22 protein-coding genes and 1 riboswitch are annotated in these 21,922 nt (G+C 72.3%); of the genes, 7 read left to right on the plus strand and 15 right to left on the minus strand.

Annotated features, from left to right (window positions below; translation table 11 throughout):
• Positions 1 to 43 precede the first annotated feature (43 nt).
• From E3N83_RS13010 to E3N83_RS13020, 3 genes are all read left to right on the plus strand, one after another.
• Positions 44 to 544 (plus strand): inorganic diphosphatase, encoded by a 501-nt coding sequence (locus tag E3N83_RS13010; RefSeq protein ID WP_151085244.1) that lies wholly within the window; start codon positions 44 to 46, stop codon positions 542 to 544.
• Positions 545 to 630: 86 nt separating this feature from the next.
• Positions 631 to 1,491, plus strand: coding sequence for an aminotransferase class IV (locus tag E3N83_RS13015; RefSeq protein WP_151083649.1), 861 nt, complete (start codon positions 631 to 633; stop codon positions 1,489 to 1,491).
• A gap of 7 nt (positions 1,492 to 1,498) precedes the next feature.
• Positions 1,499 to 2,215, plus strand: coding sequence for a sulfotransferase-like domain-containing protein (locus E3N83_RS13020; RefSeq protein WP_151083650.1), 717 nt, complete (start codon positions 1,499 to 1,501; stop codon positions 2,213 to 2,215).
• Between the two features lie 64 nt (positions 2,216 to 2,279).
• On the opposite strand, the gene E3N83_RS13025 is transcribed toward E3N83_RS13020, so the two are convergent.
• From E3N83_RS13025 to E3N83_RS13055, 7 genes are all read right to left on the minus strand, one after another.
• On the minus strand, positions 2,280 to 2,885 hold the full coding sequence (locus tag E3N83_RS13025) for an alpha/beta fold hydrolase (RefSeq protein ID WP_151083651.1): 606 nt from the start codon (positions 2,883 to 2,885) through the stop codon (positions 2,280 to 2,282).
• Complete coding sequence (locus tag E3N83_RS13030; RefSeq protein ID WP_151083652.1) at positions 2,882 to 4,804, minus strand: acyl-CoA dehydrogenase family protein; 1,923 nt, start codon at positions 4,802 to 4,804, stop codon at positions 2,882 to 2,884. Before E3N83_RS13030 ends, E3N83_RS13025 begins: the two co-directional genes overlap by 4 nt.
• A gap of 117 nt (positions 4,805 to 4,921) precedes the next feature.
• Entirely contained in the window at positions 4,922 to 6,238 is a 1,317-nt protein-coding gene (locus E3N83_RS13035) for a C40 family peptidase (RefSeq protein ID WP_151083653.1), read from the minus strand.
• Between the two features lie 151 nt (positions 6,239 to 6,389).
• Entirely contained in the window at positions 6,390 to 7,427 is a 1,038-nt protein-coding gene (locus E3N83_RS13040; protein ID WP_238342892.1) for a phosphatase PAP2 family protein, read from the minus strand.
• Between the two features lie 4 nt (positions 7,428 to 7,431).
• Complete coding sequence (locus tag E3N83_RS13045) at positions 7,432 to 8,454, minus strand: ABC transporter ATP-binding protein (protein ID WP_151083654.1); 1,023 nt, start codon at positions 8,452 to 8,454, stop codon at positions 7,432 to 7,434.
• 1 nt (position 8,455) lies between these two features.
• The gene (locus tag E3N83_RS13050; RefSeq protein ID WP_151083655.1) at positions 8,456 to 10,105 is read right to left on the minus strand and encodes an ABC transporter permease; all 1,650 of its coding nucleotides are present in this window, start codon (positions 10,103 to 10,105) and stop codon (positions 8,456 to 8,458) included.
• Positions 10,102 to 11,163 carry a thiamine ABC transporter substrate-binding protein gene (locus E3N83_RS13055; protein ID WP_151083656.1) on the minus strand — a complete coding sequence of 354 codons (1,062 nt, stop codon included), beginning with the start codon at positions 11,161 to 11,163 and terminating at the stop codon, positions 10,102 to 10,104. Before E3N83_RS13055 ends, E3N83_RS13050 begins: the two co-directional genes overlap by 4 nt.
• A riboswitch (TPP riboswitch) is annotated at positions 11,152 to 11,258 on the minus strand. Its footprint overlaps the gene before it by 12 nt.
• A 73-nt stretch (positions 11,259 to 11,331) precedes the next feature.
• Between E3N83_RS13055 and E3N83_RS13060 the strand changes: the two genes are divergently transcribed.
• Entirely contained in the window at positions 11,332 to 12,237 is a 906-nt protein-coding gene (locus E3N83_RS13060) for an alpha/beta hydrolase (RefSeq protein ID WP_151083657.1), read from the plus strand.
• Here E3N83_RS13060 and E3N83_RS13065 read toward each other — a convergent pair.
• On the minus strand, positions 12,227 to 13,294 hold the full coding sequence (locus E3N83_RS13065) for an MBL fold metallo-hydrolase (RefSeq protein WP_151083658.1): 1,068 nt from the start codon (positions 13,292 to 13,294) through the stop codon (positions 12,227 to 12,229). The genes E3N83_RS13060 and E3N83_RS13065 overlap by 11 nt on opposite strands.
• Positions 13,295 to 13,316: 22 nt before the next feature.
• Here E3N83_RS13065 and E3N83_RS13070 point away from each other — a divergent pair, with 22 nt between their 5' ends.
• Complete coding sequence (locus E3N83_RS13070; protein WP_238342893.1) at positions 13,317 to 14,078, plus strand: ABC transporter permease; 762 nt, start codon at positions 13,317 to 13,319, stop codon at positions 14,076 to 14,078.
• A 221-nt stretch (positions 14,079 to 14,299) separates the two neighbouring features.
• Here the strand turns inward: E3N83_RS13070 and E3N83_RS13075 are convergent, their stop codons facing one another.
• Together E3N83_RS13075 and E3N83_RS13080 are read right to left on the minus strand one after the other, a co-directional pair.
• A complete protein-coding gene (locus tag E3N83_RS13075) occupies positions 14,300 to 14,740 on the minus strand; it encodes a pyridoxamine 5'-phosphate oxidase family protein (RefSeq protein ID WP_151083659.1) in 441 nt (146 codons plus the stop codon).
• A 116-nt stretch (positions 14,741 to 14,856) separates the two neighbouring features.
• Entirely contained in the window at positions 14,857 to 16,377 is a 1,521-nt protein-coding gene (locus E3N83_RS13080) for an MFS transporter (protein ID WP_151083660.1), read from the minus strand.
• Positions 16,378 to 16,481: 104 nt separating this feature from the next.
• Here E3N83_RS13080 and E3N83_RS13085 point away from each other — a divergent pair, with 104 nt between their 5' ends.
• Positions 16,482 to 17,072, plus strand: a complete 591-nt coding sequence (locus tag E3N83_RS13085; protein ID WP_151083661.1) for a TetR family transcriptional regulator — start codon at positions 16,482 to 16,484, stop codon at positions 17,070 to 17,072.
• Positions 17,073 to 17,263: 191 nt separating this feature from the next.
• Here the strand turns inward: E3N83_RS13085 and E3N83_RS13090 are convergent, their stop codons facing one another.
• Positions 17,264 to 17,932 carry a cytochrome b/b6 domain-containing protein gene (locus E3N83_RS13090; protein WP_191907798.1) on the minus strand — a complete coding sequence of 223 codons (669 nt, stop codon included), beginning with the start codon at positions 17,930 to 17,932 and terminating at the stop codon, positions 17,264 to 17,266.
• Between the two features lie 196 nt (positions 17,933 to 18,128).
• Between E3N83_RS13090 and E3N83_RS13095 the strand changes: the two genes are divergently transcribed.
• A complete protein-coding gene (locus tag E3N83_RS13095; RefSeq protein WP_151083663.1) occupies positions 18,129 to 18,818 on the plus strand; it encodes a hypothetical protein in 690 nt (229 codons plus the stop codon).
• A 2-nt stretch (positions 18,819 to 18,820) separates the two neighbouring features.
• Here the strand turns inward: E3N83_RS13095 and E3N83_RS13100 are convergent, their stop codons facing one another.
• The 4 genes from E3N83_RS13100 to E3N83_RS13115 form a co-directional block, all read right to left on the minus strand.
• Complete coding sequence (locus tag E3N83_RS13100) at positions 18,821 to 19,231, minus strand: hypothetical protein (RefSeq protein ID WP_151083664.1); 411 nt, start codon at positions 19,229 to 19,231, stop codon at positions 18,821 to 18,823.
• A 92-nt stretch (positions 19,232 to 19,323) separates the two neighbouring features.
• Complete coding sequence (locus tag E3N83_RS13105) at positions 19,324 to 20,064, minus strand: DUF4386 domain-containing protein (protein ID WP_151083665.1); 741 nt, start codon at positions 20,062 to 20,064, stop codon at positions 19,324 to 19,326.
• 32 nt (positions 20,065 to 20,096) lie between these two features.
• Positions 20,097 to 20,327: a hypothetical protein gene (locus E3N83_RS13110; RefSeq protein WP_151083666.1), complete on the minus strand. Its 231-nt coding sequence runs from the start codon at positions 20,325 to 20,327 to the stop codon at positions 20,097 to 20,099.
• 241 nt (positions 20,328 to 20,568) lie between these two features.
• Positions 20,569 to 21,624, minus strand: a complete 1,056-nt coding sequence (locus tag E3N83_RS13115) for a hypothetical protein (protein ID WP_151083667.1) — start codon at positions 21,622 to 21,624, stop codon at positions 20,569 to 20,571.
• Positions 21,625 to 21,922: the final 298 nt, after the last annotated feature.

Below are 21,922 nucleotides of genomic sequence, written 5' to 3' on the forward strand. Positions count from 1 at the left end.
CGGGGCCCGGGTCGCCCACATCTCGTCGCTGGAGGAAGCTGTGCTGGAGTTCGACGTACTGGTGGAGATCCCGAAGGGGAGCCGCAACAAGTACGAGGTCGACCACGAGTCCGGCCGGATCCGCCTCGACCGGACGCTGTTCACCTCGACGCAGTATCCCGCCGACTACGGCTTCATCGAGAACACGCTGGGCCAGGACGGCGACCCGCTCGACGCGCTGGTGCTGCTGATCGGCGAGCCGACGTTCCCGGGCTGCCTGATCAAGTGCCGCGCCATCGGGATGTACCGGATGACCGACGAGAAGGGCGCCGACGACAAGGTGCTCTGCGTGCCGGTGGCCGACCCCCGCCTCGAGCACATGCGCGACATCAACCACCTGCCCAAGTTCGACCGGCTCGAGATCGAGCACTTCTTCACCGTCTACAAGGAGCTCGAGCCCGGCAAGTCGGTCGAGGGCGCCGACTGGGTGGGTCGTACCGAGGCCGAGCTCGAGGTCCAGGCGTCGTTCGCGCGCCTCCAGGACCACCCCGAGGACCTGCACTGACCGGGACACCGGCGGCGCACGGCGCCCACGACCACGCCGACGACCCCCGCAACCGGGACGTCCTGATCCACGTCAACGGCGCACTGATGCCGCGGGAGCAGGCCGTGGTGTCGGTCTTCGACGCCGGCTTCGTGCTCGGCGACGGGGTCTGGGAGGGGCTCCGGGTCGTCGGCGGGCATCCGGCGTTCCTCGACCAGCACCTCGACCGCCTCTGGGAGGGGGCGACCGCGCTCGCCCTGGACATCGGGCTGACCCGCGCCGAGCTGACCGCCCGGGTCTACGAGACGCTGCGGGCCAACGAGATGACCGACGGTGTCCACGTCCGACTGATGGTGACCCGCGGCCCCAAGTCCACGCCGTACCAGGACCCGCGCTTCTCCGCCGGTCCGGCGACCGTGGTGATCATCGCCGAGCACAAGGAGCCGCTGCCGGCGACCGTCGTGGACGGGCTGTCGCTGTTCACGGTGCACGTGCGGCGGGCGTCGCCGGACACCCTCGACCCCAAGCTCAACGCGCACAGCAAGCTCAACGACATCACCGCCTGCATCCAGGCCTACACCGCCGGCGCGGACGAGGCGCTGATGCTCGACCCGCAGGGCTTCGTCGCGACCTGCAACTCGACGCACTTCTTCGTCGTACGACGCGGCGAGGTGTGGACGTCGTCGGGCGCCTACTGCCTGGGCGGGATCACCCGCGCGAACGTGCTGGCCGTCTGCGACGAGGCCGGCATCCCGGCCCGGGAGAAGCTGTTCAGCCTGACCGACGTCTACTCCGCCGACGAGGCCTTCGTGACCGGCACCTTTGCGGGCGTCGTACCCGTGCACACCGTGGACGGTCGCCGGATCGGCGACGGGACGCGCGGGCCGATGGTCGAGCGGCTCCAGGGTCTGTACGGCGCGCTGGTGGCGCGCGACGTCGCCGGGCGGGTTGCGCCCACGGGCCGGTGACCACGCGGTGACCGTGCGGCTGGCGTGCTGGTCGGGCCCCCGCAACATCTCCACCGCGACCATGCGGGCCTGGGAGAACCGGCCGGACTGCGAGGTCGTCGACGAGCCGCTCTACGCGTGGTACCTCGACCACACCGGCCTGGACCACCCGGCCCGTGAGCTGGTCATCTCCGCGGGCGAGACCGACTGGGAACGCGCCGTCGCGTCGCTCACCGAGCCCTGGCCGGACGGCCCGGCACTGCAGTACCAGAAGCACATGGCCCAGCACCTCGTGCCCGCCCTCCCGCGCGACTGGATCGGCTCGCTGCGCAACGTCCTGCTGGTCCGCGACCCGGCCGAGGTGGTGTCGTCGTACGTGCGCTCGCGGGCCTCGGTCACGCCGGACGACATCGGGGTGCTGCAGCAGCTCGAGCTGCGTCACCTCCTGGGGCCGGAGGTGCCGGTGATCGACGCGGCCGACTTCCTGCGCGACCCGGCCGCCTATCTGGAGTGGCTCTGCGACTACGCGGGGGTGGACTTCCTGCCGTCGATGCTGTCCTGGCCGGCCGGACCCCGGGCGAGCGACGGCGTGTGGGCGCCGTACTGGTACGACGCGGTGCTGCGCTCGACCGGCTTCGAGCCGTACCGCCCCCGCGAGGTGGAGCTGTCGCCCGAGGGCGAGGCGGTCGTCGCGGCCCTGCGACCGGCGTACGACGAGCTCCACGCCGCCCGGCTGGTGCTCTGACGGCTCGACCTCCCAGCCGGAACCTCCGCTTCCTGGCCGAAATTTCGGCTGGGAAGCGGCGGTTTCACCGGTTCACCGGTGAAACCGCCGACAGGAACCCGTCCAGGGCGCGGATCGCCTCGGCGTGCCCCTCGACCCCGCGCACGGTGTCGCCGGGGGTCATCAGGGCGTGGTCGGCGCCGGGGAGCTCGCAGAGGTCGCAGCCCCGGGCAGCCAGCGTGCGGGCGACGTCGGGCCGCCAGGCGATGTCGTCGGCGGTCCCGCCGACCAGCAGCTGACGGGCCGGGTTGGCGGCGATCGCGTCGACCAGCGGCGGGACCTGGAGCAGCGGCGTGAACCAGACCGCCTCCAGCCCACGCTCGGCGGCGAGCGGGGCGGCGTAGGTCCCCAGTGACTTGGCGACGACCATCACCCGGCCGTCACGGGGCAACGCCTCCTCGACCCGGGCCCGCACCCACGCGGTCGTCTGCTCGTGGGACTCGTGCGGCGGCGGGTCCCACCACACGTGCCGGACCGTCCAGCCGTGCTGGAGCAGCGCGAAGCCGGCGAAGAACAGCAGCGGGGCGACTGCCGGGTAGCCGCGCCCGGGCACCAGGTACGCCGTACCGACCGGCTCGCCCTCGGGCTCGAAGCTGGTCGCGACGACACCGGGGACCCGCACCCCGCTCACCCCAGGAGCTCCGGCGACCGCAGCAGCTCGGGGGGTACGGCGAACCCGTCGACCAGGTCGACGGCCAGCGGCCGGACCGCGAGGCAGAGGTCGTTCACCTCGCGGGTGATCGCCTTGGACCGCTGCACGGTGAGCCGCCCGTGCTCCATGAACCACGCGCGGTCCTGCTCGATGGTGGCCAGCGCGTGCAGGTTGCACAGCAGGGTGAGCGCGGCCCGGAGGTCCCCGTCGGGCAGCGGTCCGATCTTGTCGACGAAGGCCTCGAGCACCAGCCGCTCCACATGTGCGCGGGCCGCCCCGATCACGTGGTCCTGCGCTCGCGAGAAGACCTCGCCGGGGTTCAGGCCGTCGTCGATGCCACGCTTGAGCCGCCGGGCGACCCCGGAGAGCATGTGCTCCTCGCGGAAACGCAGCATCGCCAGCTGGTAGTGGGGGTCGAGCAGCCCGGCCTCCTGGTCCCAGTCGTCGCTGCCGCCGGGCAGCACGTCCTTGAGCCGCTCGAGCAGCTTGTGGGCGGAGGTCCGCTCGATCACCGTCTCCAGCGCCATCCCCGCGACGAAGCGCACCACCCCGAGCTGGTCGAGGTCCTCGAAGTCGCTGGAGTAGTCGGTGAGCAGGCCCTTGGCGACCAGCTGGAGCAGGACGTGGTTGTCCCCCTCGAACGTCGTGAACACGTCGGTGTCGGCCTTGAGTGCAGCGAACCGGTTGACCGCGAGGTAGCCCGCTCCGCCGCAGGCCTCGCGACACTCCTGGATGGTCCGGGTGGCGTGCCAGGTGCCCAGCGCCTTGGTGCCGGCCGCCCGCGACTCGAGCTGCCGGCGGGCCTGCTCGTCGTCGACAGCGTCGGAGAAGACGTCGTGGAGCTGGGCGGAGACGACCTCCTGGGCGAAGTGGAGGGCGTAGGTACGCGCCAGCAGGGGGAGGAGGCGGCGCTGGTGCAGGCCGTAGTCCAGCAGGAGCTGCTCCTGATCGGGCGAGGCGGCGTTGAACTGGCGACGTCGTACGGCGTACTTCGTGGCGATCGTGAGCGCCACCTTGGCGGCGTTGATCCCGGCCCCGCCGACGCACACCCGGCCCTGGACCAGGGTGCCGAGCATCGTGAAGAAGCGCCGGTCCGGGTTGTCGATCGGCGACTCGTAGACGCCGTCCTCGCTGACGCTCGCGAACCGGTCGAGCAGGTTGCCGCGGGGCACCCGCACGCCGTCGAACCACAGCCGGCCGTTGTCGACGCCGTTCAGGCCCATCTTCAGGCCGTCGTCCTCGACCCGGACCCCGGGCAGCAGCCGACCGTCCTCCCGCAGGGGTACGACGAGCGCGTGCACGCCGTGGGACGTCCCGCCCACCTCGAGCTGGGCGAACACCACGGCGACGTCGGCATGCATCGCGGCGTTGCCGATGTAGTCCTTGCCGGAGATCTCGTCCGGGGTGGTGACCACGAGCTCGTCGGTGGCCGGGTCGTAGGTCGCGATGGTGCCGAGCGCCTGCACGTTGGAGCCGTGGCCGGTCTCGGTCATCGCGAAGCAGCCCATCAGCCGACCGGTGATCAGGTCGGCGAGGTAGGCGTCGTGGTGGCGCTTGGTCCCGAGCTGGAGGATCGCGCCCCCGAACAGCCCGAACTGCACACCGACCTTCACCAGCACCGACAGGTCGCCGTACGCCAGCGTCTCGAACGACGCGATCGACGCGCCGAGGTCTCCGCCGCCGCCGTACTCCCGAGGGAAGCCCATGCCGGTCTGACCGGTGGCCGCCATCGTCAGCACCAGCTCCTTGACCCGCTCGCGGTAGTCCGTCCGCGACAGGGTCTCGGCCTGCTCGAGCACCTCGGAGTGCTCGGCGAGGTTGGTGCGGACCAACGCCCGAGCCTCGGCGTACGTGCCGTCCAGCAAGCGGGTCAGCTCGGGCACGTCGATCGTGGGCATGGGGAGACCGTACCCACGACATGTCGGCTCACGGCCGCGACCTCGCACGCTCGGTCGCGGCTCGCTCGGTCTCGCGCTACCACGCCGCACCCTCGTCCCTCGGGCACGGCTGCGCGCTCAAGGCCGGGCGTAGAAGTTGGGGGCGACCCAGTAGTACATCGAGACCTCTTCGACGTCGCGGCCGGTGCGCGGGGCCTGGACGATCATCCCGTTGCCGACGTAGAGCGCCACGTGGTAGATCGACGAGGGCGAGCTCGACGAGCCCCAGAACACCAGGTCCCCCGGACGCAGCGAGCCCGGCGAGACCGGGGTGGACTGGTCGTACTGGGCGGCCGCGTAGTGCGGCAGCGAGATGCCGCCGGCCCGCCAGGCGCCCATGGTCAGGCCCGAGCAGTCCCAGGCGTCCGGACCGGTGGCGCCCCACACGTAGGGATCGCCGATCTGAGCCCGGGCGAAGGCGATCGCCGCGCCGGCGCCGGCGGCGGGAGCCGGAGGGCCGGAGGGAGGCGGCGGCGGTGCCGGGCTGGTCGGTGGCGTGCTCGGCTGTCCGGTCGGAGGCGTGGAGGGCGAACCGGTCGGCCCGTTGCCCGGACCGGGGCTGCCCTGCGGCTGCTGCGTCTGCTGGGCCTGTTGGGCTGCCTGCTGGGCGGCCGCCCTCGCCGCCTTCTCGGCGGCCCGCTGGGCCGCGGCCCGAGCGGCCGCCTCGATCCCGGCCTGCCGTTTCTCGGCCAGGTGGACGCTGAGGTGCTGGAGGATGGCGAGCTGCTGGAGCAGCCGGCTCTTCCGGGCCGCGAGCTGCTGGCTGGTGGCCGTGGCCGCCGCGGCCGCCGCGGCCGCCGCGTCGCGGGCCCGGCGGGCCTGGACGGCCATCGCCTGCGCGCGGGCCCGGGCCTGGTCGGCCTGGCTCTGCGCCACCCCGGCCAGCGTGGAGGACGCCTGGAAGGAGTCGTAGGTGCTGTCCATGGCCGACTGGGCGTTCTGGAGGGTGGCCAGCTTGCTCAGCACCGCGCCGATCCCGTCGCTGTCCTGGATCGCCGAGATCGGGGTCAGCGAGGGCCCCATCTCGTAGGACGACACCACGCTGGCGGCGTACGACGCCCGCTGCTGCGACACGTCGGCGGCCGCGATCCGGGCGTGCCGGTCGGCGACCCTGGCCTCACGCCGGGCCTGCTGGAGGTGCCACCGCGCCCCGTTGTAGGCCTCGGCCGCCTGCTCGGCCTGCACCGCGGCGGCCTGCATCCGCTGGTCGGCGGCAGCGAGCTCGGCCCGCACACCGGGCACGTCGTGGGCGACCCGGGCGGCGCGGTGCTGGGCCTGCTGCACCTGGTGCCGCGACGGGTAGACGTGCCGGCCTTCGGCCGCGGACGCGGCCGCGACACCGCCGAGACCGGTGACCAGGGACAGGGCCAGGGCGGTTGCCCCTAGTCGGTGCACGAAAGGTCTCCTGGCGGCTCGGTGGGCGAGATCTGCCTCGGAGGTCTTCCTCGCCCTCCGGAGCAACTCGCTGCACGCTAATGCGCTGGAGTCACAAAGGGAACAACTTTCCCAAAATTCACAGGAGCCACCGGCGTGTCGCCTTGACGAACTACATGGTTGTAACTCTTTCCCGTGCGGGCTCCTCGCTGCGCCGGTGCCGCACGAACGACTGGTTGCTGGCCCAGCCCCCGACGTAGAACGCCACCAGGGCGATCGCGATGCCGGCGATGTCGTCGGCGACGTAGTGCCAGCCGAAGTAGAGCGTGGCCACGCAGGTCAGGCAGAAGTTGACCCAGAAGACGATCTTGAGCAGCCGGTTGCGCACGGTGTACTGGATCATCATCGCGACCAGGAGCGTGATCGCGCAGTGCAGGCTGGCGAAGCCGGCCACCGACTGCAGCGAGGCGTCGGCGGTGCCGTTGAGCACGGGGAACCGGCCGAACTGCAGGGAGGTCATCAGCTTGGCGGCGGCGGTGTCGTTCACGGTGCCGTAGAGCCAGGGGTAGTAGATCCCCGGCCCCGAGGTGGGCAGCGCGTAGTAGGAGGCCGTGCCGAGCGTCCAGGCGATGCACTGCGAGGTGGCGAACCAGTAGCCGAAGCCCAGGTTGCGGGACCAGATCAGCCAGGCCGTCAGGGCCAGCGGCACGAGCGGCAGGAACCACAGGTAGACGGTGGACAGGACCTCGGCCGCGATCCCGCTGCCCAGAGCGTTGTGCAGCACCACCGCGGGTTGATGGCCCAGGAACAGCGCCCGGTCGATGATGTTGAGCTCGCGGTCGAAGATGTGGTGGCGACCCTCGATGGCGGGCAGCTGCGACTTCAGGTTCCGGTAGCTGACGTAGGTGAAGTAGAAGCAGAGGAGCCCGCTGACGACCAGGGCCATCCGCTCGCGGGTCCAGTGGTCGTGGAGCCGGTCCGTGAACGCCGCCCGCATCCGCCCGGGGTGGCACCGCGAGACCCAGAGCGTTCGCGGCACGAGGTCGATCGCGAAGGCCAGGCCGAGGATCGTCGGCAGCCGGAGGTACGACGGCCCGATGAACCCGTCGGGGTCGATCAGCCGGGTGTCGAAGACGATCGCGGCCAGGACCGCCAGCGCGCTCATGCTCACCGCGATGGAGATCATCAGGAGCTGGGCGCGACGAAACACCGGGTCAGTCTAGAGGCGCTCGCTCGCCGTCGGCTCCGGCACCGAGCGGGGCCAGCCGGCTGGCGTCGACGAGGAGGCGGACGTGGTCACCCGGGGCCGGCCGACGGTCGAGCGAGGCCACGGCGTCGACCTCGCCGAACCCGGTCCGGCACACCAGCCGCACCTGCTCGGGTGTGGCCCGGACCGAGAGCACCTCCCCCTCGAGCTGTCCCGCGTCCGACACGGCGAGCGCCGAACGACGCAGCGCGACCCCGGCAGCGGAGGGCAGGCCGGCGGCGGCCAGGACCCGGGCGGCGGCGTCCCCACCCAGCACGCGGGCGTAGCCGAGGAACAGCGCGGTGTCCGCATCGACCGGGGCCCGCCACACCTCCCCGATCGGGCCGGTCTGCACGATCCGGCCCCCGCGCATCACCGCCAGGGAGTCGGCGACGGTGAACGCCTCCTCGTGGTCGTGGGTGACCATCACCGCGGTCGTGCCGGCGGCGAGCAGGATCCGGCGCAGGTCCTCGGCCAGCCGCTCCCGGAGCCCCGCGTCCAGGGCGCTCAACGGCTCGTCGAGCAGCAGCAGCCGCGGCGAGGCCGCCAGCGCCCGGGCCAGCGCCACGCGCTGGCGCTCGCCGCCGGACAGGGTGGCCGGATAGCGCTCGGCCAGGTCGGCCAGACCCACCAGGTCGAGCAGCTCGGCGACCCGCTCGCCGCGACGGGGGGCACGTCGGATCCGCAGCGGGTAGCCGACGTTGCCGGCCACCGTCAGCTGGGGGAACAGCTGGCCGTCCTGGAACATCAGCGCGAAGCCACGCTTGTGGGTCGGGGTCCGGGAGACATCTGACCCGTGCCAGGCGACCGAGCCGGAGGCCTGCTCGAGGCCGGCGACCGCGCGCAGCAGCGTCGACTTGCCGCAGCCCGACGGCCCGAGCACGGCCAGCACGGCGCCGTCCACCACGTCGAGGGAGGCGTCCGCGACGGCGGGGACGCCGTCGTACGCCACGGTGAGGCCGCGGACCCGCAGGGCCGGCTCGTTCGTCATCTCAGAGCGTCCCGACCGACGGCACGCGGAGCCGCTCGACCAGCAGCATCACCAGGGCGGTACTGGCGCCGAGCACGACGGCCGCGGCCAGGGCCATGCCGTAGTTGAGGTCGCCGGGGTGGCTGAGCAGCCGGTAGATCACCACCGGCAGGGTCGGGCGGTCGTCACGGACCAGGAACGACGTGGCCCCGAACTCCCCCAACGAGCAGGCGAACGCGAAGCCTGCGGCGGCGAGCAGGGGCTTCCAGACCACCGGGAGGTCGACGACCAGCAGGGCTCGGGAGGGCGAGGCACCCAGGGTCGCGGCTGCCTGCCGCAGCCGGTCGTCGATCCCGGACAGCACCGGGACGAGCACCCGGACGACCAGGGGCAGGGCGACCAGGGCCTGGGCCACGGGGATCAGCAGGGGCGAGTCGCGCAGGTCGAGGGGCGGGCGGCCCAGGGTGATCAGGAAGCCGAAGCCCAAGGTCACCGCGGACACCCCGAGCGGCAGCATGAACAGCCCGTCCAACACCGACCGCAGCCGACGCTCGCCCCCGCCGCGCGACCGACGGGTCACGAGGGCGGCCACGGTGAGGCCGAGCAGGAGCGACATCCAGGTCGCGTCGACGGCGATCCGCAGGGAGTTCATCAGGGCGGTCGTGACCGGGACCAGCAGCGCCTGGTGGGAGCCGGGGGTCTGGAGGGCGCGGTAGTTGGCCAGCGACCACGCGCCGTCCACGCGCAGCGAGCCGACGACGAGGCCGGCCAGCGGGGCAACCACCAGCGCGAGCAGCACGCCGGTGGCGGCCAGGCTCGGGAGGTCGGCGAGCGACGCGCGGCGCAACCGCACACGGCTCCGCCCCACCCGGGCGTCCGGCGTACGGCGCAGGCGGGCGGCCGCGACCAGCAGCGCCACGACCACCGCCAGCTGGAGGATCGAGAGCGCGGCAGCAGCCTGGAGGTCGAGCAGGGTGTTGGTGAGCAGGTAGATCTGCGTCTCCACGCTGGAGTAGCGCAGGCCGCCCAGCGTCAGCACGATCCCGAAGGCCGTGGCGCAGAAGAGGAAGACCACGGAGGCAGCCGAGACGATCGCGGACCGCAGCGCGGGCAGTGTCACGTCGCGCAGTACGCGCAGCGGCGAGGCACCGAGCGCGGCCGCGGCCTCGGCCGGTCGCGGGTCGAGCGACTCCCAGGCGCCGCCGACGACCCGGATCACCAGCGAGGCGTTGAAGAAGACCAGGCCGGCCACGATCGCCACCGGCGAGCCGTCGAGTCCCAGGCCCCCGAGCGGGCCGCTCTCACCGATCAGGAGCTCGAACGCGACCCCGACCACGACGGTCGGCAGCACGAACGGCACCACCAGAAGGGCGCGGAGCCAGGTCCGGCCCGGGAAGTCGAGCCGGTGCAGGACGTGCGCGGCCGGAAGGCCCAGGAGCAGGGAGAGGACCGTGCCGGCCAGCGACGACCACAGGGTGAACCAGATCGCGCGCCGGATCTCGGGGCGGCCGAGCACGGCGAGCGCGCCACCGACGTCCAGCCGGCCGTGCTGGACGAAGCCCCGCGAGACCATGCCGCCGACCGGCAGCACGAAGAAGACCCCCAGGACCAGCAGGGGGATCGCCGCGGTCGCGGCCAGCGCTGCCAGGCGTCCGGCGGAGGATCTGGTCATCGGCTGACGAGGTCGCTCCACTGCCGGAGCCAGGCATCGCGGTTCGCGGTGATCCGGGCCGGGCTGACCGAGAAGGGGTGCCGGGGCTGCACGGCGAACTTCGCCCAGGTCGGCGGCAGCGGGGTGCCGGAGCGGACCGGGAAGACGTACATCGACTCGGGGAGCGCCTTCTGCACCGCCGGCGAGAGGAGGAAGTCGACGAAGGCCCGGGCTCCCGGGACGTTCGCAGCGCCGGTCAGCACTCCGGCGTACTCCACCTGGCGGAAGCAGGTGTCGAGCAGGGCCTTGGTGGTCGAGGTGCTCGACCCCTGCGGGACTGTGTCCGCCGGGGATGAGTCGTAGGAGACCACGATCGGCCGGTCGCCGTGTCCGCCGCCCTGCGTGAAGTCGGTCTCGTAGGCCTGGGACCACCCGTCGGTGACCAGGGCGCCGTTGGCGAGCAGCTTCTGCCAGTACGCCGGCCAGGCATCGCCGTACCGGCCGATCGTGCCCAGCAGGAAGGCCAGCCCGGTCGAGCTCGTGGTGGCGCCGGGCACGGCGAGCAGGCCGTGGTACGCCGGCCGGACCAGGTCGCCGAGCGAGCGCGGGGCGGCCAGGTGGTGGGTGGCGAACCAGGTCGTGTCGACGTTGACGCAGACGTTGCCGTTGTCGATCGGGGCCAGCCGGTGGTCGTCGCCGGGCAGGACGTACTGGCTTGCGCCGGGCGGCAGCGTGACGTCGTACGGCGCGAACACGTCGGCGTCCAGGGCCCGGGTGGCGAAGGTGTTGTCGACGCCGAACGCGACGTCGCCGTTGGGATCGCCCTGGGTCAGGACCAGCTTGTTGGTCAGGGTGCCGCCGTCGCCCGAGGCACGGACGACCAGGTGGTAGCCGGACTCGCTCTCGAACTGCCGGATCAACGGCTTGGGCAGCACGAACGAGTCGTGGGTGACCAGGACGACGTCGGTGGCGGCCTGTGGCGACCCGCTGCCCCCGACCACCGAGCAGGCGGCCAGGCTCGACGCCGCGGCGGCACCGGCCAGGACGCGGGCGAACGAGTGGAACGACCTCGCGGACATGTGACTCCCTTCGCCGGTGCTAACCGGATCAGGTTCGGAGGGTCTGCGGCTGTTCCGCACTCTCAGCCCCGGGCGGGGCTCCCCTGTCGTTGCGTCCTCGAGTGTAGGCCTCGTCGTGGTCGCGCCGTCATCCGGCACCACCAGCCGCGGCCGGACTAGCCTGCGGTGATGCCGAGCCTTCGCCACCAGGTCCTCGCCCGGGTGGTGCCGCGGGTGCGCAGGTCTCGTGAGCTCGACGACGAGGCCAGCGAGCGGGCCCGGATCGAGCGCTGGCACGAGGAGCTGGACCGGAGCCTCCCGACCGGAACGACGCCGCGGTTCCACCGGCGGTTCTCGGTGGTCACCGAGACGCTGCCCGGAGGGTCCCCGTCGTACTCCGTCGTCCGGCGCGGCACCCTGCCCTCGCGCACCGTGCTCTACCTGCACGGCGGCGCGTTCATGGCACCCATGAGTGCCTGGCAGGTCACCTACGCCGCCCGGATGGCCGACGACCTCGACGCCCGGGTGGTGCTGCCCGACTACCCGCTCGCGCCCGAGCACACGTGGCGCGACTCCCACCGCGACCTGGTCGAGCTCGCGGAGCGGCTGGCGACCGGCGACGAGCTCGTCATCGCCGGTGACTCGTCCGGGGGTGGGCTCGCCCTCGCGATCGCCGAGTCGATGCGCGACCGGGGTGGCCCGCAGGCACGGCGGCTCCTGCTGGTCTCGCCGTGGGTCGACCTGACCACCTCGACGCCGGAGACCGCGGCTCTCGACGCGGTCGACCCGTGGCTGTTCATCGGCAAGGTGCGGGCGTACGCCGCGTGGTGGGCCGGCTCCCCCGGCGACCTCGGCCGGCCCGAGGTGAGCCCCGCGCTCGGCGACCTGTCCGGACTCCCACCCGCGCTGATGTTCTGCGGCAGCCGGGACCTCCTCGTGCCCGGCTGCCGGCTGCTCGCCCGCCGCGCGGCCGAGGCCGGCTGGGACCTCACCTACGTCGAGGAGCCCGACCTGATCCACGTCTACCCGCTGCTGCCCCTGATCCCTGAGGCCCGCCGGGCCTGGCGTCGGACGGTGGAGTTCCTCAGGGACTGAGCTGCCCGAGGAGCGCGTAGACGACACCGTCCGGGCCCCGGCCGCGGGTCAGCTCCCCGCGGGACACGAGGAGCTCGAGGTGGGCCCTGGTCTCGAGGATCGCCAACGCGGCGTTGAAGACGTCGAGCTCGGCGAGCCGGTGCTCGTGGCGAGTCCACGGCAGCTCCGCGGCGACGTCCCGCGCCGTCGAGCCACCTACGGAGACACCGGCGAGACAGAGCCCGAGCCGGACGTCGTGGTGGACGAGCAGCTCGTCGATGCGGGCGTACGACGACGGGGCGACCGGGCCGTGCGCCGGCAGCAGACGCAGGTCCGGCAGGCCGCGCACCTTGGTCAGTGAGGCCAGGAAGTCGCCCAGTGCCAGCGGGGCCGGGACCGGCTCGAAGCCGATCGAGGGGGTGATCGTCGGGAGCACGTGGTCACCGGCGAAGAGCAGTCCGCCGGCGGTGTCGGCGAAGACGTAGTGGCCCTGCGTGTGCCCGGGGGTCGAGACGGCGTCGAGCGTCCGTTCGCCCACCTCGATGGCGTGGTCGTCCTCGAGCCAGGCATCGGGGTACCCCCACAGCGACAGGTCGACGGTCTGGCGCCGGGAGAAGTCGCTCCAGGACTGCGCCAGGTCGGGCGCTCCGGCGTCCCGGAGCAGCTGCACGTGTGGCTCCTCGTCGCCCAGGGGGCGCCGATGCACCAGATCGAGGGTCGGCCTGTCGCCGAGACCCAGGCTGACGTGGGCGCCGACCTCGCGGCGTACCGTCACCGCCTGCGTGTAGTGGTCCCGGTGCACGTGGGTGACCAGGAACCGCTCGATGTCCGCGATCGCGAACCCGGCCTCCTTCAGGGACCGCTCGAGCAGGGAACGGCTCGACTCGAGGGCCCAGCCACCGTCGATCAGGGTGAGCCGGTCGGCGGTCTCGACGGCGTAGACGTTGACCGCGCGCAGCCCGTCGTTCGGCAAGGGCAGCGGGATCCGGTGGACGCCCGGCGCGGCGGGCCACGCGCCGGGCTCGGTCCAGTGGGTGCCGGAGTCCGGGGAGATCGACGCGTGCGTCGGCGTGCTCACCGGGTCACCCTAGTGAGGGCCCGTGGGCGAGACTGTCCTCGTGCAGGGGATCGCGTCGTACGCCGGGTTCGCGGCCGGTCTGCTGGCGCTGACCGGGAGCACCGTCGCGCTGGCCCGCTGGGCCCGGGTCGGCCTGGGCTGGTTCCCCCTCGTGGTCGTGGTGCGCGCCGCGGTGCAGCTCAGCGTGCTGGCCCTGCTGCTCAAGGGGATCCTTGCCGTGCCGTGGACGGTCGCGGCGTTCGTGCTCCTGATGCTGACCACCGCCTCCTGGACCTCGGCGCGACGGATCCGCGAGCTGTGGCACGGCCGCCGGATCGCGGTCACCGGCGTGCTGAGCGGCGCCGCGGTGGCCCTGGTGGTGATCTTCGGACTGCGGCTGGTCGCCTTCGACGTCCGCGACCTGGTGGCCGTGGCCGGCATCGTGATCGGCAACTCGATGAGCGCGGCCACGCTGGCGGGACGTAACTTCCGGCGCACCTCGGGCGCGCGCCGCCCGGAGATCGAGGCCTGGCTGTCGTTGGGTGCGACGCCGTCGGTGGCCCACGAGGAGATCGGCCACGAGGCTGTCCGCGAGTCGCTGCTCCCGACCCTGGACCAGACCAAGTCGACCGGTCTGGTCACCCTTCCGGGAGCCTTCGTCGGCGCCCTCTTCGGCGGGGCCTCACCGGTCGAGGCCGCCCAGTTCCAGCTCGTCGTGCTGGCCGGCGTCGCGCTGGCGATGACCCTCACCGGCGTCGTCGTCACCCGCCTCGCCGGCCACACGCCGTACGTCGTGGAGGCGTGAGCGCCACGTCGGGACCAAGGTCCCGCGGCCATGGGCCAAGGGTCCCTGCCCGGCCCGCAGATCGAGCCAGAAGGCTCGGCCGTGCCTGAGGGCGGCACTCCCCGGGGGGTGATGGGCCCCCCTCCGGCGCAGTAGGGCACTCGCGTCAGGCGAGGTCCGGCGGCGGCGGTCGTTGCCCGAGGCGGTCGCCGCCGTTGCGCGGGCGACCACCCGAACCTGTCTCAGTGCGCCGCCAGGTCGTGGTCGCGCTCCGGCCGCTGCAACCGGAAGAACCGGCCGCTCACGTCGGTGGGTACGAGCTCGACGACGTTGTACTTCAGGGTCGGGACCCACGGGTGGAGCGGCAGGTCCTCGACCCGGTCCTCCTGGTCCTCCGGCAGCCGGCGCAGCTGTCCGCGGACGACGACCGACCACGCCGAGCGTTCGTCGTGCCAGTCGATCTCGAACGCGACGTCGGAGTGCAGGGCCGCGGCGAGCAGCTTGTTGCCGCCGGCGGTGCGGAACAACAGCGACCGGTCGTCGACCAGGAAGTTGATCGGGACGATGTGGACCTCGTCCACGAGGCGGTAGGCCAGGCGACCGAACTCCTCGGCCTCGAGCAGCTCCCAGCACTCGTCGACGCCCAGCGGCGTGACGGGACTCTCCACTCTCTCTTCGGACATCACGCGCCTCCCATCGCCACGGCCCGGGGAAGGCCCGTGTCCTCGACGGTACGCGGCGAGACGCCCCGGTGATCAGAGCCGTTGGTCCCGGGATGGTGCAGCCGACCGGGCCCTGGTCAGTCCAGCGAGGTGACCGGTGTCGCCCGGGACGGCGTCGTGGGCTCGGCGAGGTCGACCGGGGAGCCGGGCTCGCCGTGCGTCGCGTGCCGCGGCACGAGGAGCACGACCACCGCGGCCAGCAGCGAGGCCACCGCGCAGATCGCGAACAGCTCACGGTAGGCGGCCAGCGACGGCACCGCGAAGGCACCGATGATCACGGTGTTGGCCGCCAGCAGGCTGCCTCCCACCGCGCTGGCCAGGGTGCTGCCCAGGCTCCGGAAGAGGCTGTTCAGGCCGTTCGCGGCCCCGATCTCGGTCGGCGGCGTGTGGGCGTTGATCATGGAGGGGATGGCGGCGTACCCCACGCCCGTACCCATGCCGACGACCGTGGTGCCGACGATCACCTCGAAGAGCGAGCCGCTCCACACGATGCGCAGCAGCCAGCCGACCGCGACCAGGGCAGCACCGAGGGCCAGCGTCTGCGGCGCGCCCCGCAGCCGGATCAGGCGGGCAGCGACCGGGGAGAGCAGCAGCATCGCCAGGCCGCTGGGCAGCATCGCCAGGCCGCCGACCAGCAGGCTGGAGCCGAAGCCGTAGCCGCTCTCGGTCGGAGCCTCGACGTAAGCCGCCGTCCCGATGAAGGAGGCGAACAGCGCGAAGCCGAACAGGATCGAGGCGATGTTGGTGGCCACGATCGGCTTGCGACGCAGGGCCTGGAGGTCGACCAGCGGTTCCCGGATCCGGGTCTGGCTCCAGCCGAAGACCGCGAGCAGCACCGCCGACGACGCCAGCAGGATCGAGACCTTGGGGTCACTCCACCCCCAGGCCGAGCTCTGGGCCAGCGGCAGCATCAGGCAGACCAGACCGGCGGCGAGCAGCACGGCACCGACGAGGTCGACGCGACCACCCACGCGGCCGGCCGACTCGGGGACGATCGTCAGGATGCCGAGGAAGGCGACGAGCCCGGCCGCACTGGTGATCCAGAAGAGCACGTGGAAGTCGGCGTTCTCCGCGACGAAGCCGGCCAGCGGCAGCCCGAGGGAGCCCCCGACCCCGAGCATGGCGCTGATCAGGGCGATCGAGGAGGCCACCCGCTCCCGCGGCATCAGGGCCGCGAGCAGGCTGATGCCGAGCGGGATCGCCGCCGCCGAGGCGCCCTGGATGGCCCGGCCCACGATCAGCAGGGCGATGTTGCTGGTCATCGCGGTGATCAGCGAGCCGACGGTCAGCGCACCGACCGCGACCAGCAGCATCCGCCGCTTGCCGAACATGTCGCCGAGCCGACCCATGATCGGCACCGACACCGCGGCGACGAGCAGGGTCGAGGTCAGCAGCCAGCTGACGTTGCCGGCCGAGGTGTGCAGCTTCGCGGGCAGGATGCCGAGCACCGGCACGAGCACGGACTGGGCGAGCGAGACCACGAGCGCGCCGAGGCCGACGACCACGAGCTCGAGGTTGGCGCGGCTGCGGGAGGTGTGTGCGGCTATCTCGGCGTCGAGCCAGACGCGCGGCACCTCGGCCTCGTAGGGGTCGGACATCGGATTCCTCTGCACTGGCGACGAGCGGACCCGGACAGACTAGACCGATGTGACACTGAGTGCCACTTCTGCCATTGAATGCCAGGTGGTGTTACCCTGCGCCCATGACCACCGCGCCCACGCTGCGTGACCACGCCCGCGGTGCGGTGCGCGAGGAGGTCCTCCGCCAGGCGTGGCTGCTGTTCTCACGCCAGGGCTTCGAGGCCACCACCGTCGACCAGATCGCCGCCGCAGCCGGGATGTCACGACGTACCTTCTTCCGCTACTTCACCGGCAAGGACGAGCTGGTCCTGGCCCGCCTGGTCGAGTCGAGCCAGACCGCCGTCCAGGCTCTCCAGCGGCGCCCGCTCGACGAACCGGTCTGGACGTCCCTGCGCCGTGCCTTCGACGACGGCGTGGCGGCCCAGGAGGCCCATGCGGACGTCGCCAGGCCCCTGCTGGTGATGCTGGGCACCGAGCCCGGCGTCAGTTCCAGCGTGGTCGAGTGGCGCCGCCGGTGGCAGGAGCTGCTCGAGCCCATGGTGGCGGCCCGGCTGCCCGTACGCCGTGGCGGCGGCGCGCCCGACGTCCGGGCCGCGGCGCTCGTCGCGAGCGCCCTGTCGTGCCTCGAGACCGCGCAGGCGGCGTGGGCCGCCCACCCACGCTCCCGGCTGGCCACCCTGCTCGACCAGGCCATGGCCGCCGTCGCGCACTGACCCGGCCGCCGCCGTCGGCCGGCAGCCTGCGGGTCTGCCGAGCGGCGACGGTCAGGAAGGAGTCGGCGAGGCGTCGGGCGAGTGCCGTGACGTCGTCAGATCGGACACTGACCTCGTGCTGGAGCGTTGGTTGTCCCGACCTCGACCGCCTCGCCCCGGAGGGGTGAGCCGGGCGTCTGTCGGGTGGCTGGTCAGCGACGCGGCTGCTTCCGGGCCAATTCCCGGTCGTGCAGCCAGCCGCCGTGGTGCTGCTCGGCCCACGAGCGCCGGACCCGACCGAGCACCATGCCGGCCAGGGCCGGACGCGTCGACGGGTTCACCACCGCCATGAACACGTGGCAGCCCAGCAGGACCATCGCCACCAGCACGGCCGCGCCGTGCAGTGACCCCTCGCCCTCACCCGCCTGCCAAGCCTGGATGCCGGTGACGACCACAGCGGTGACGGCCAGGGAGAGCGCCCAGGCGAGCACCTTCTGGCCGGGGTTGAACATCCCCCACTCGTCCGGTTCGTGCCGCTTCGCTGCCCCGGGCAGGTGAGCCCGGACCCACGCTGCGTCGCGGCGGTCGACGGTGAAGAGGTGGTACGTCGCGGTCAGCAGGGCCCGGGTGTTGCCCAGGACCAGAGCCAGCACGAGGCCGACCCCGATCAGGACCACGGCACCCACGTGGGCGGTCAGCATCGGTCCGCCCTCCGCGTCGTCCCCCAGGGCCAGACCGGTCAGCAGCGCTGTGGCCACCAGGGAGACCGTCCACCAGTGGGCGAACCGCTCGGTCAACCCGAACCGGTGCACCCACTCCTCGCCACGCAGGGCGGTGTGGTCGACCGGGGTGCTGGGAGCCTGTGCTGCTCGCGAGCTCATCTTGGATCCGTTCCTTCCCGCGTGGTGCTGCCCCTCCAGTCCACCGCGACCGGACGCCGGCGCCCAGAGCACAACGTCCTTCCCGTGCCGCCGGAGGGCAGATCGGCCCGGCGAGCGGGTCCTTTCGGCCGTGTCGCCGAGACGCCGGACGGCGTAGGCAGGGAGGTGGGCGCGCCGTGGATCCCGAGGAGGAGTCATGTCCGCATTCCAGGGACGGGTGCTGCCCGTCCTGGCCGCCGCTGCCGTCCTGGTGGGTGGCGCCAACCTGGCGGCCTACGCCGCCAATGGTCACCCGATCCTGCTGGGCGGTGACAACCACGCGGTCGGCACCACGACCGTCGACAACGACGGGCACGGGCCGGCGCTGATGCTCAAGACGCGTCGGGACGCACCGCCGTTCAGCGTCACCTCGGGGCACATGGTGCGGCACCTGAACGCCGACCTGGTGGACGGGCTGCCCGGTGGGTCGCTGCGGACCCGCTCGTGGACCTACCGGATCGGCGGTGACCTCGACGAGGGAGCGACCGTGGTCAAGGCCTTCCCGGGCCTTCCGCCGGGTGAGTACCTCGCGTCGTACAACATGGTCGCCGGCCTCTACGGTCCCGGCGTGCTGAGCTGCTGGTTCACCACGCCACCGTCCCTGGTCAAGACGGTGTTCGGCCGGGCGGTGCAGACCGGCGACTCCGGGCCGATCGTCGTCGGGGCGAGCGGCCTGGTCGACGCGACGGTGCCGGTCACGTTGACCTGCCAGTCCTCCAGCCCGCTGGGCGCGCCGGCGTACGACACGTACGGCGTCCCCTACGACAACGTCGACTCGCAGGTCACCTTCGTCAGGCTCGACACGAGCTCGATCCAGCGCTCCGGCCTGCCGCCCGCGTCCCGCTGACCTCAGCGCGTCAGCACCTCCAGGTGGTCCAGGAACGCCGGGGGGTCGCTGACGGTGAGGGTCGCGCCGGGGTGCGTGATCAGCCCGGTCGGGTCGATGCCCCGCACCGGGCTGTGGAAGCGGACGCACACCGCGTCGTCGCCGTTCGTCGCGAAGGTGACCCCGCGGTCGGAGAAGGACAGGTGAGCCGGTCCGGCGGTCTTGAGGAACCCGAAGCCACCGGATCGCTCGGCGCCGGCGATGTTGTCGAGCCCGGTCCGCAGCCGCCACGGACCGAAGCGGACCCGCAGGCCCCCCGGCCCGAGCTCCGCCCACGTCGTACCGGGGAGGACGCCGAAGGGGAGCGCGGCCCAGCGGTAGCTGGGAGCGAAGGCGAAGTCGTAGCGGGTCGTCGCGGCGTCAGCGGAGGTCATGCTCCAGTCTCTCCCGCCGGCCCGGTGTGGCCGCATCGCCCTCGTCGCGATGGGCGGAACGGGTCGAGCGCACTGCCCGGGGCCGGTCCGGCTCAGCGCACTGCCGAAGCGCCGGTTCGTGCGTGGTCACGGACTCCGAAGACGATCAGGTATCCGACGATCCAGAGCTCACCGATGGTCGCCGGCACGGTCAGCAGCCCGGCCACCAGGCCGGCATTCGCGAATGCGAAGTCGACGAAGGTGCCGATGACGTAGCCCACGCCGCCGGCGATCAGAACCCCACCCAGGGTCCACGGCAGCCACCGCGAGCGCACCACGAGCCAGCCCATCGGGATCAGCCACAGGCCGAAGAAGAGGCCACCGACTCCCCAGAGATGACCGCTGACGACGTACAGCAGCTGGACGGTCGCTGCCGCGCCCCCGGACACCGCCAGCGACGTGTCGCCCGCGACATCGAGGGCGGTTGCCAGCATTGCCGCGCTGCCCAGGATCGTGACCGCGTTGACCGTTCCGAACACTGCGATCAAGCCTGCAGCGAACGAGTCGACGCGACGGAACAGACGGTAGAACCAGACCGCTGCGAGGGCCTGGGTCAGCACGATGCCGAGCTCCAGCACGATGCCCAGCCGCGCCAAGGCGGTGCGCTCGACCAGGTTGGACAGCGTGGCCTGAGGGTCGTCGGCGACGTAGAGCTGGCCGCGGACGAGCTGGTACCCGAGGACTCCGGTGACGGCCAGTCCGAGGTAGAGCAGCCCGGTGGTGCGAGCGGTGCGGGTGAGACCGGCCGCGGTCACCTCGGAGGTCGACCCGGGCCGGGTGTTCGTCAGGGTCATCACACACTCCTCTCCGAGACACGTGACGCTGGTCAGAACTTGCCCAGTGCGATCTCCGAGAGCAGCAGGACAGCGGGGAGCAGGCCCAGAGCGGTGGCGAGCAGGACCATCCAGGACCGCTCGTGGCGCCGGACGATCGCGATCAGGCCGGCGACGAAGGCGGCGACAGCGAACGCCCAGATGCCCACGCCCCACACGAGCTGCGGCCAGCTGTCGGTGTAGCTGTCTGCCGGCTCCACGACCCCGAGCGAGAACGAGAGCACGAGCAGGAGAATGCCGGTGACGCTCGACCCCGCGAAGCCGATCGCTCGGCGACCGACGCGGGACTCGGGCCATCCCCGTGCGTCGTGACGAATGCCCGGATGACTGGACATACCCCGAGTCTCCTCGCGCCGCGGGCCGGCTTCCAGAGTCCAAAGCCCCGACCGACGATGGGGCTGCGCTGGGGTCGGTCCCTCACCCCGGGCGCGCGTGAGACCGCATCGGACCACCGCACCTGGCCGGTCAGTTGCTGGCGAGCACCACGGGAGGTGGGATGAAGTTCGGTTGCGCTGTCGCCGTGCCCACGTTCCAGAGTCGGCTCGCGCGCTCGCACCTCCCGGCGACCGTGCACCGGACGATCCCTGCCTGTCCTGAGTCGCCGAGGGCCAGGGTCAGGAGGTGGCGGTCGTCCTCCCAGACGGCTTGCCAGGCAAACCTCCCGGTGATCCCGCCGAGGCGCGCCGCGTTCCGATCGCGCAGCGTCAGCCACTGGTCGGTGCCGACGTCGTCGAAGTAGGTATGGGTGGCGAGCACGCGGGAGCCGTCCGGTGACCAGGCATAGGCCGCCCGGCGGCAGCTGCGCCACAAGGTTCGGTCTGGGTGCGACAGCCGGGCCACGCGGACGCAGAAGGAGTCGCGGGCGCCCGCGGCGAGGACGATCCGGTCCCTGGCGACGTCGGCTCGCAGGACAGCCCGGTCAGCGATCGTGGTGATGGTGTCGTGAGCGAAGGTCCACCAGACGGTCGTGGCCGGCGAGTGCGCGCCTCGGCGGCTGAGGAGGACGCGAGTGCCGGTCAGGGCGCGGACATCGGCGAGAGCAAACATTCGCCCGGCCACCAGTCGCCCGGTCGCCAGGTCCGTCACCCGCACCACCGTCGGCTTGCTGAGGTCGTTCGGCCCCTGGGTCCACACCACCCGGGTGCCGTCCCGCGCCACCGCCACGGTCATCTGGAGAGCCGACCGTCCGATCACCCGCTTCTCGCCGGCCCGGGCCCCGGTGCCGACGAAGGTGAGCCGGAAGGCGTCGGCCCCCTGAAGCCAGTCCTGGAGCAGGTAGCCGTCGCGTACGTTCCACAGACGCTCGTGCTGCCCGTGCCTCGTGGCCTGAGTGCTCAGGGCACCGTCGTGAATGATGTCGTGGACGAGATAGGTGACCGACGGGTCCGCCCCGCGCCCGATCGTCGCCGGCTCGACTGCGGTGCGTGCCGCCGCAGCCGGTGCCAGCAGCCCCGTCACCGCCAGTCCGATCGCCAGGCCCGACCCGGTGAGAGTTCGACCTGCACGACGTAACGACTTCATGACCGCACCCCCTAGGACCCGCTTTGGGCTGGAACCTCCAGTGTCCGCGCCGGAGACGACCGGCGTCAGAGACGGAGGTCCCAGGAGACGAGGGCGGAGGTCGGGATCAGGAACTCCGACGCTCATCATCACTGCAGCGGGGGGAGCCGCCTGGAAGTGGAAACCACAACCTTCTCAGGAGGAGCACCTCACGCGATGCCCCACGAGCTCCCACCTGGGTCCTGGCCAGGGACGCCCACCTCGACCCACCCCCACTGGCCCGACCACCCCGTTGCCCACCTGCGATCCACGAGACAGG

Source organism: Nocardioides cynanchi (assembly GCF_008761635.1).
GTDB classification, from domain to species: domain Bacteria; phylum Actinomycetota; class Actinomycetes; order Propionibacteriales; family Nocardioidaceae; genus Nocardioides; species Nocardioides cynanchi.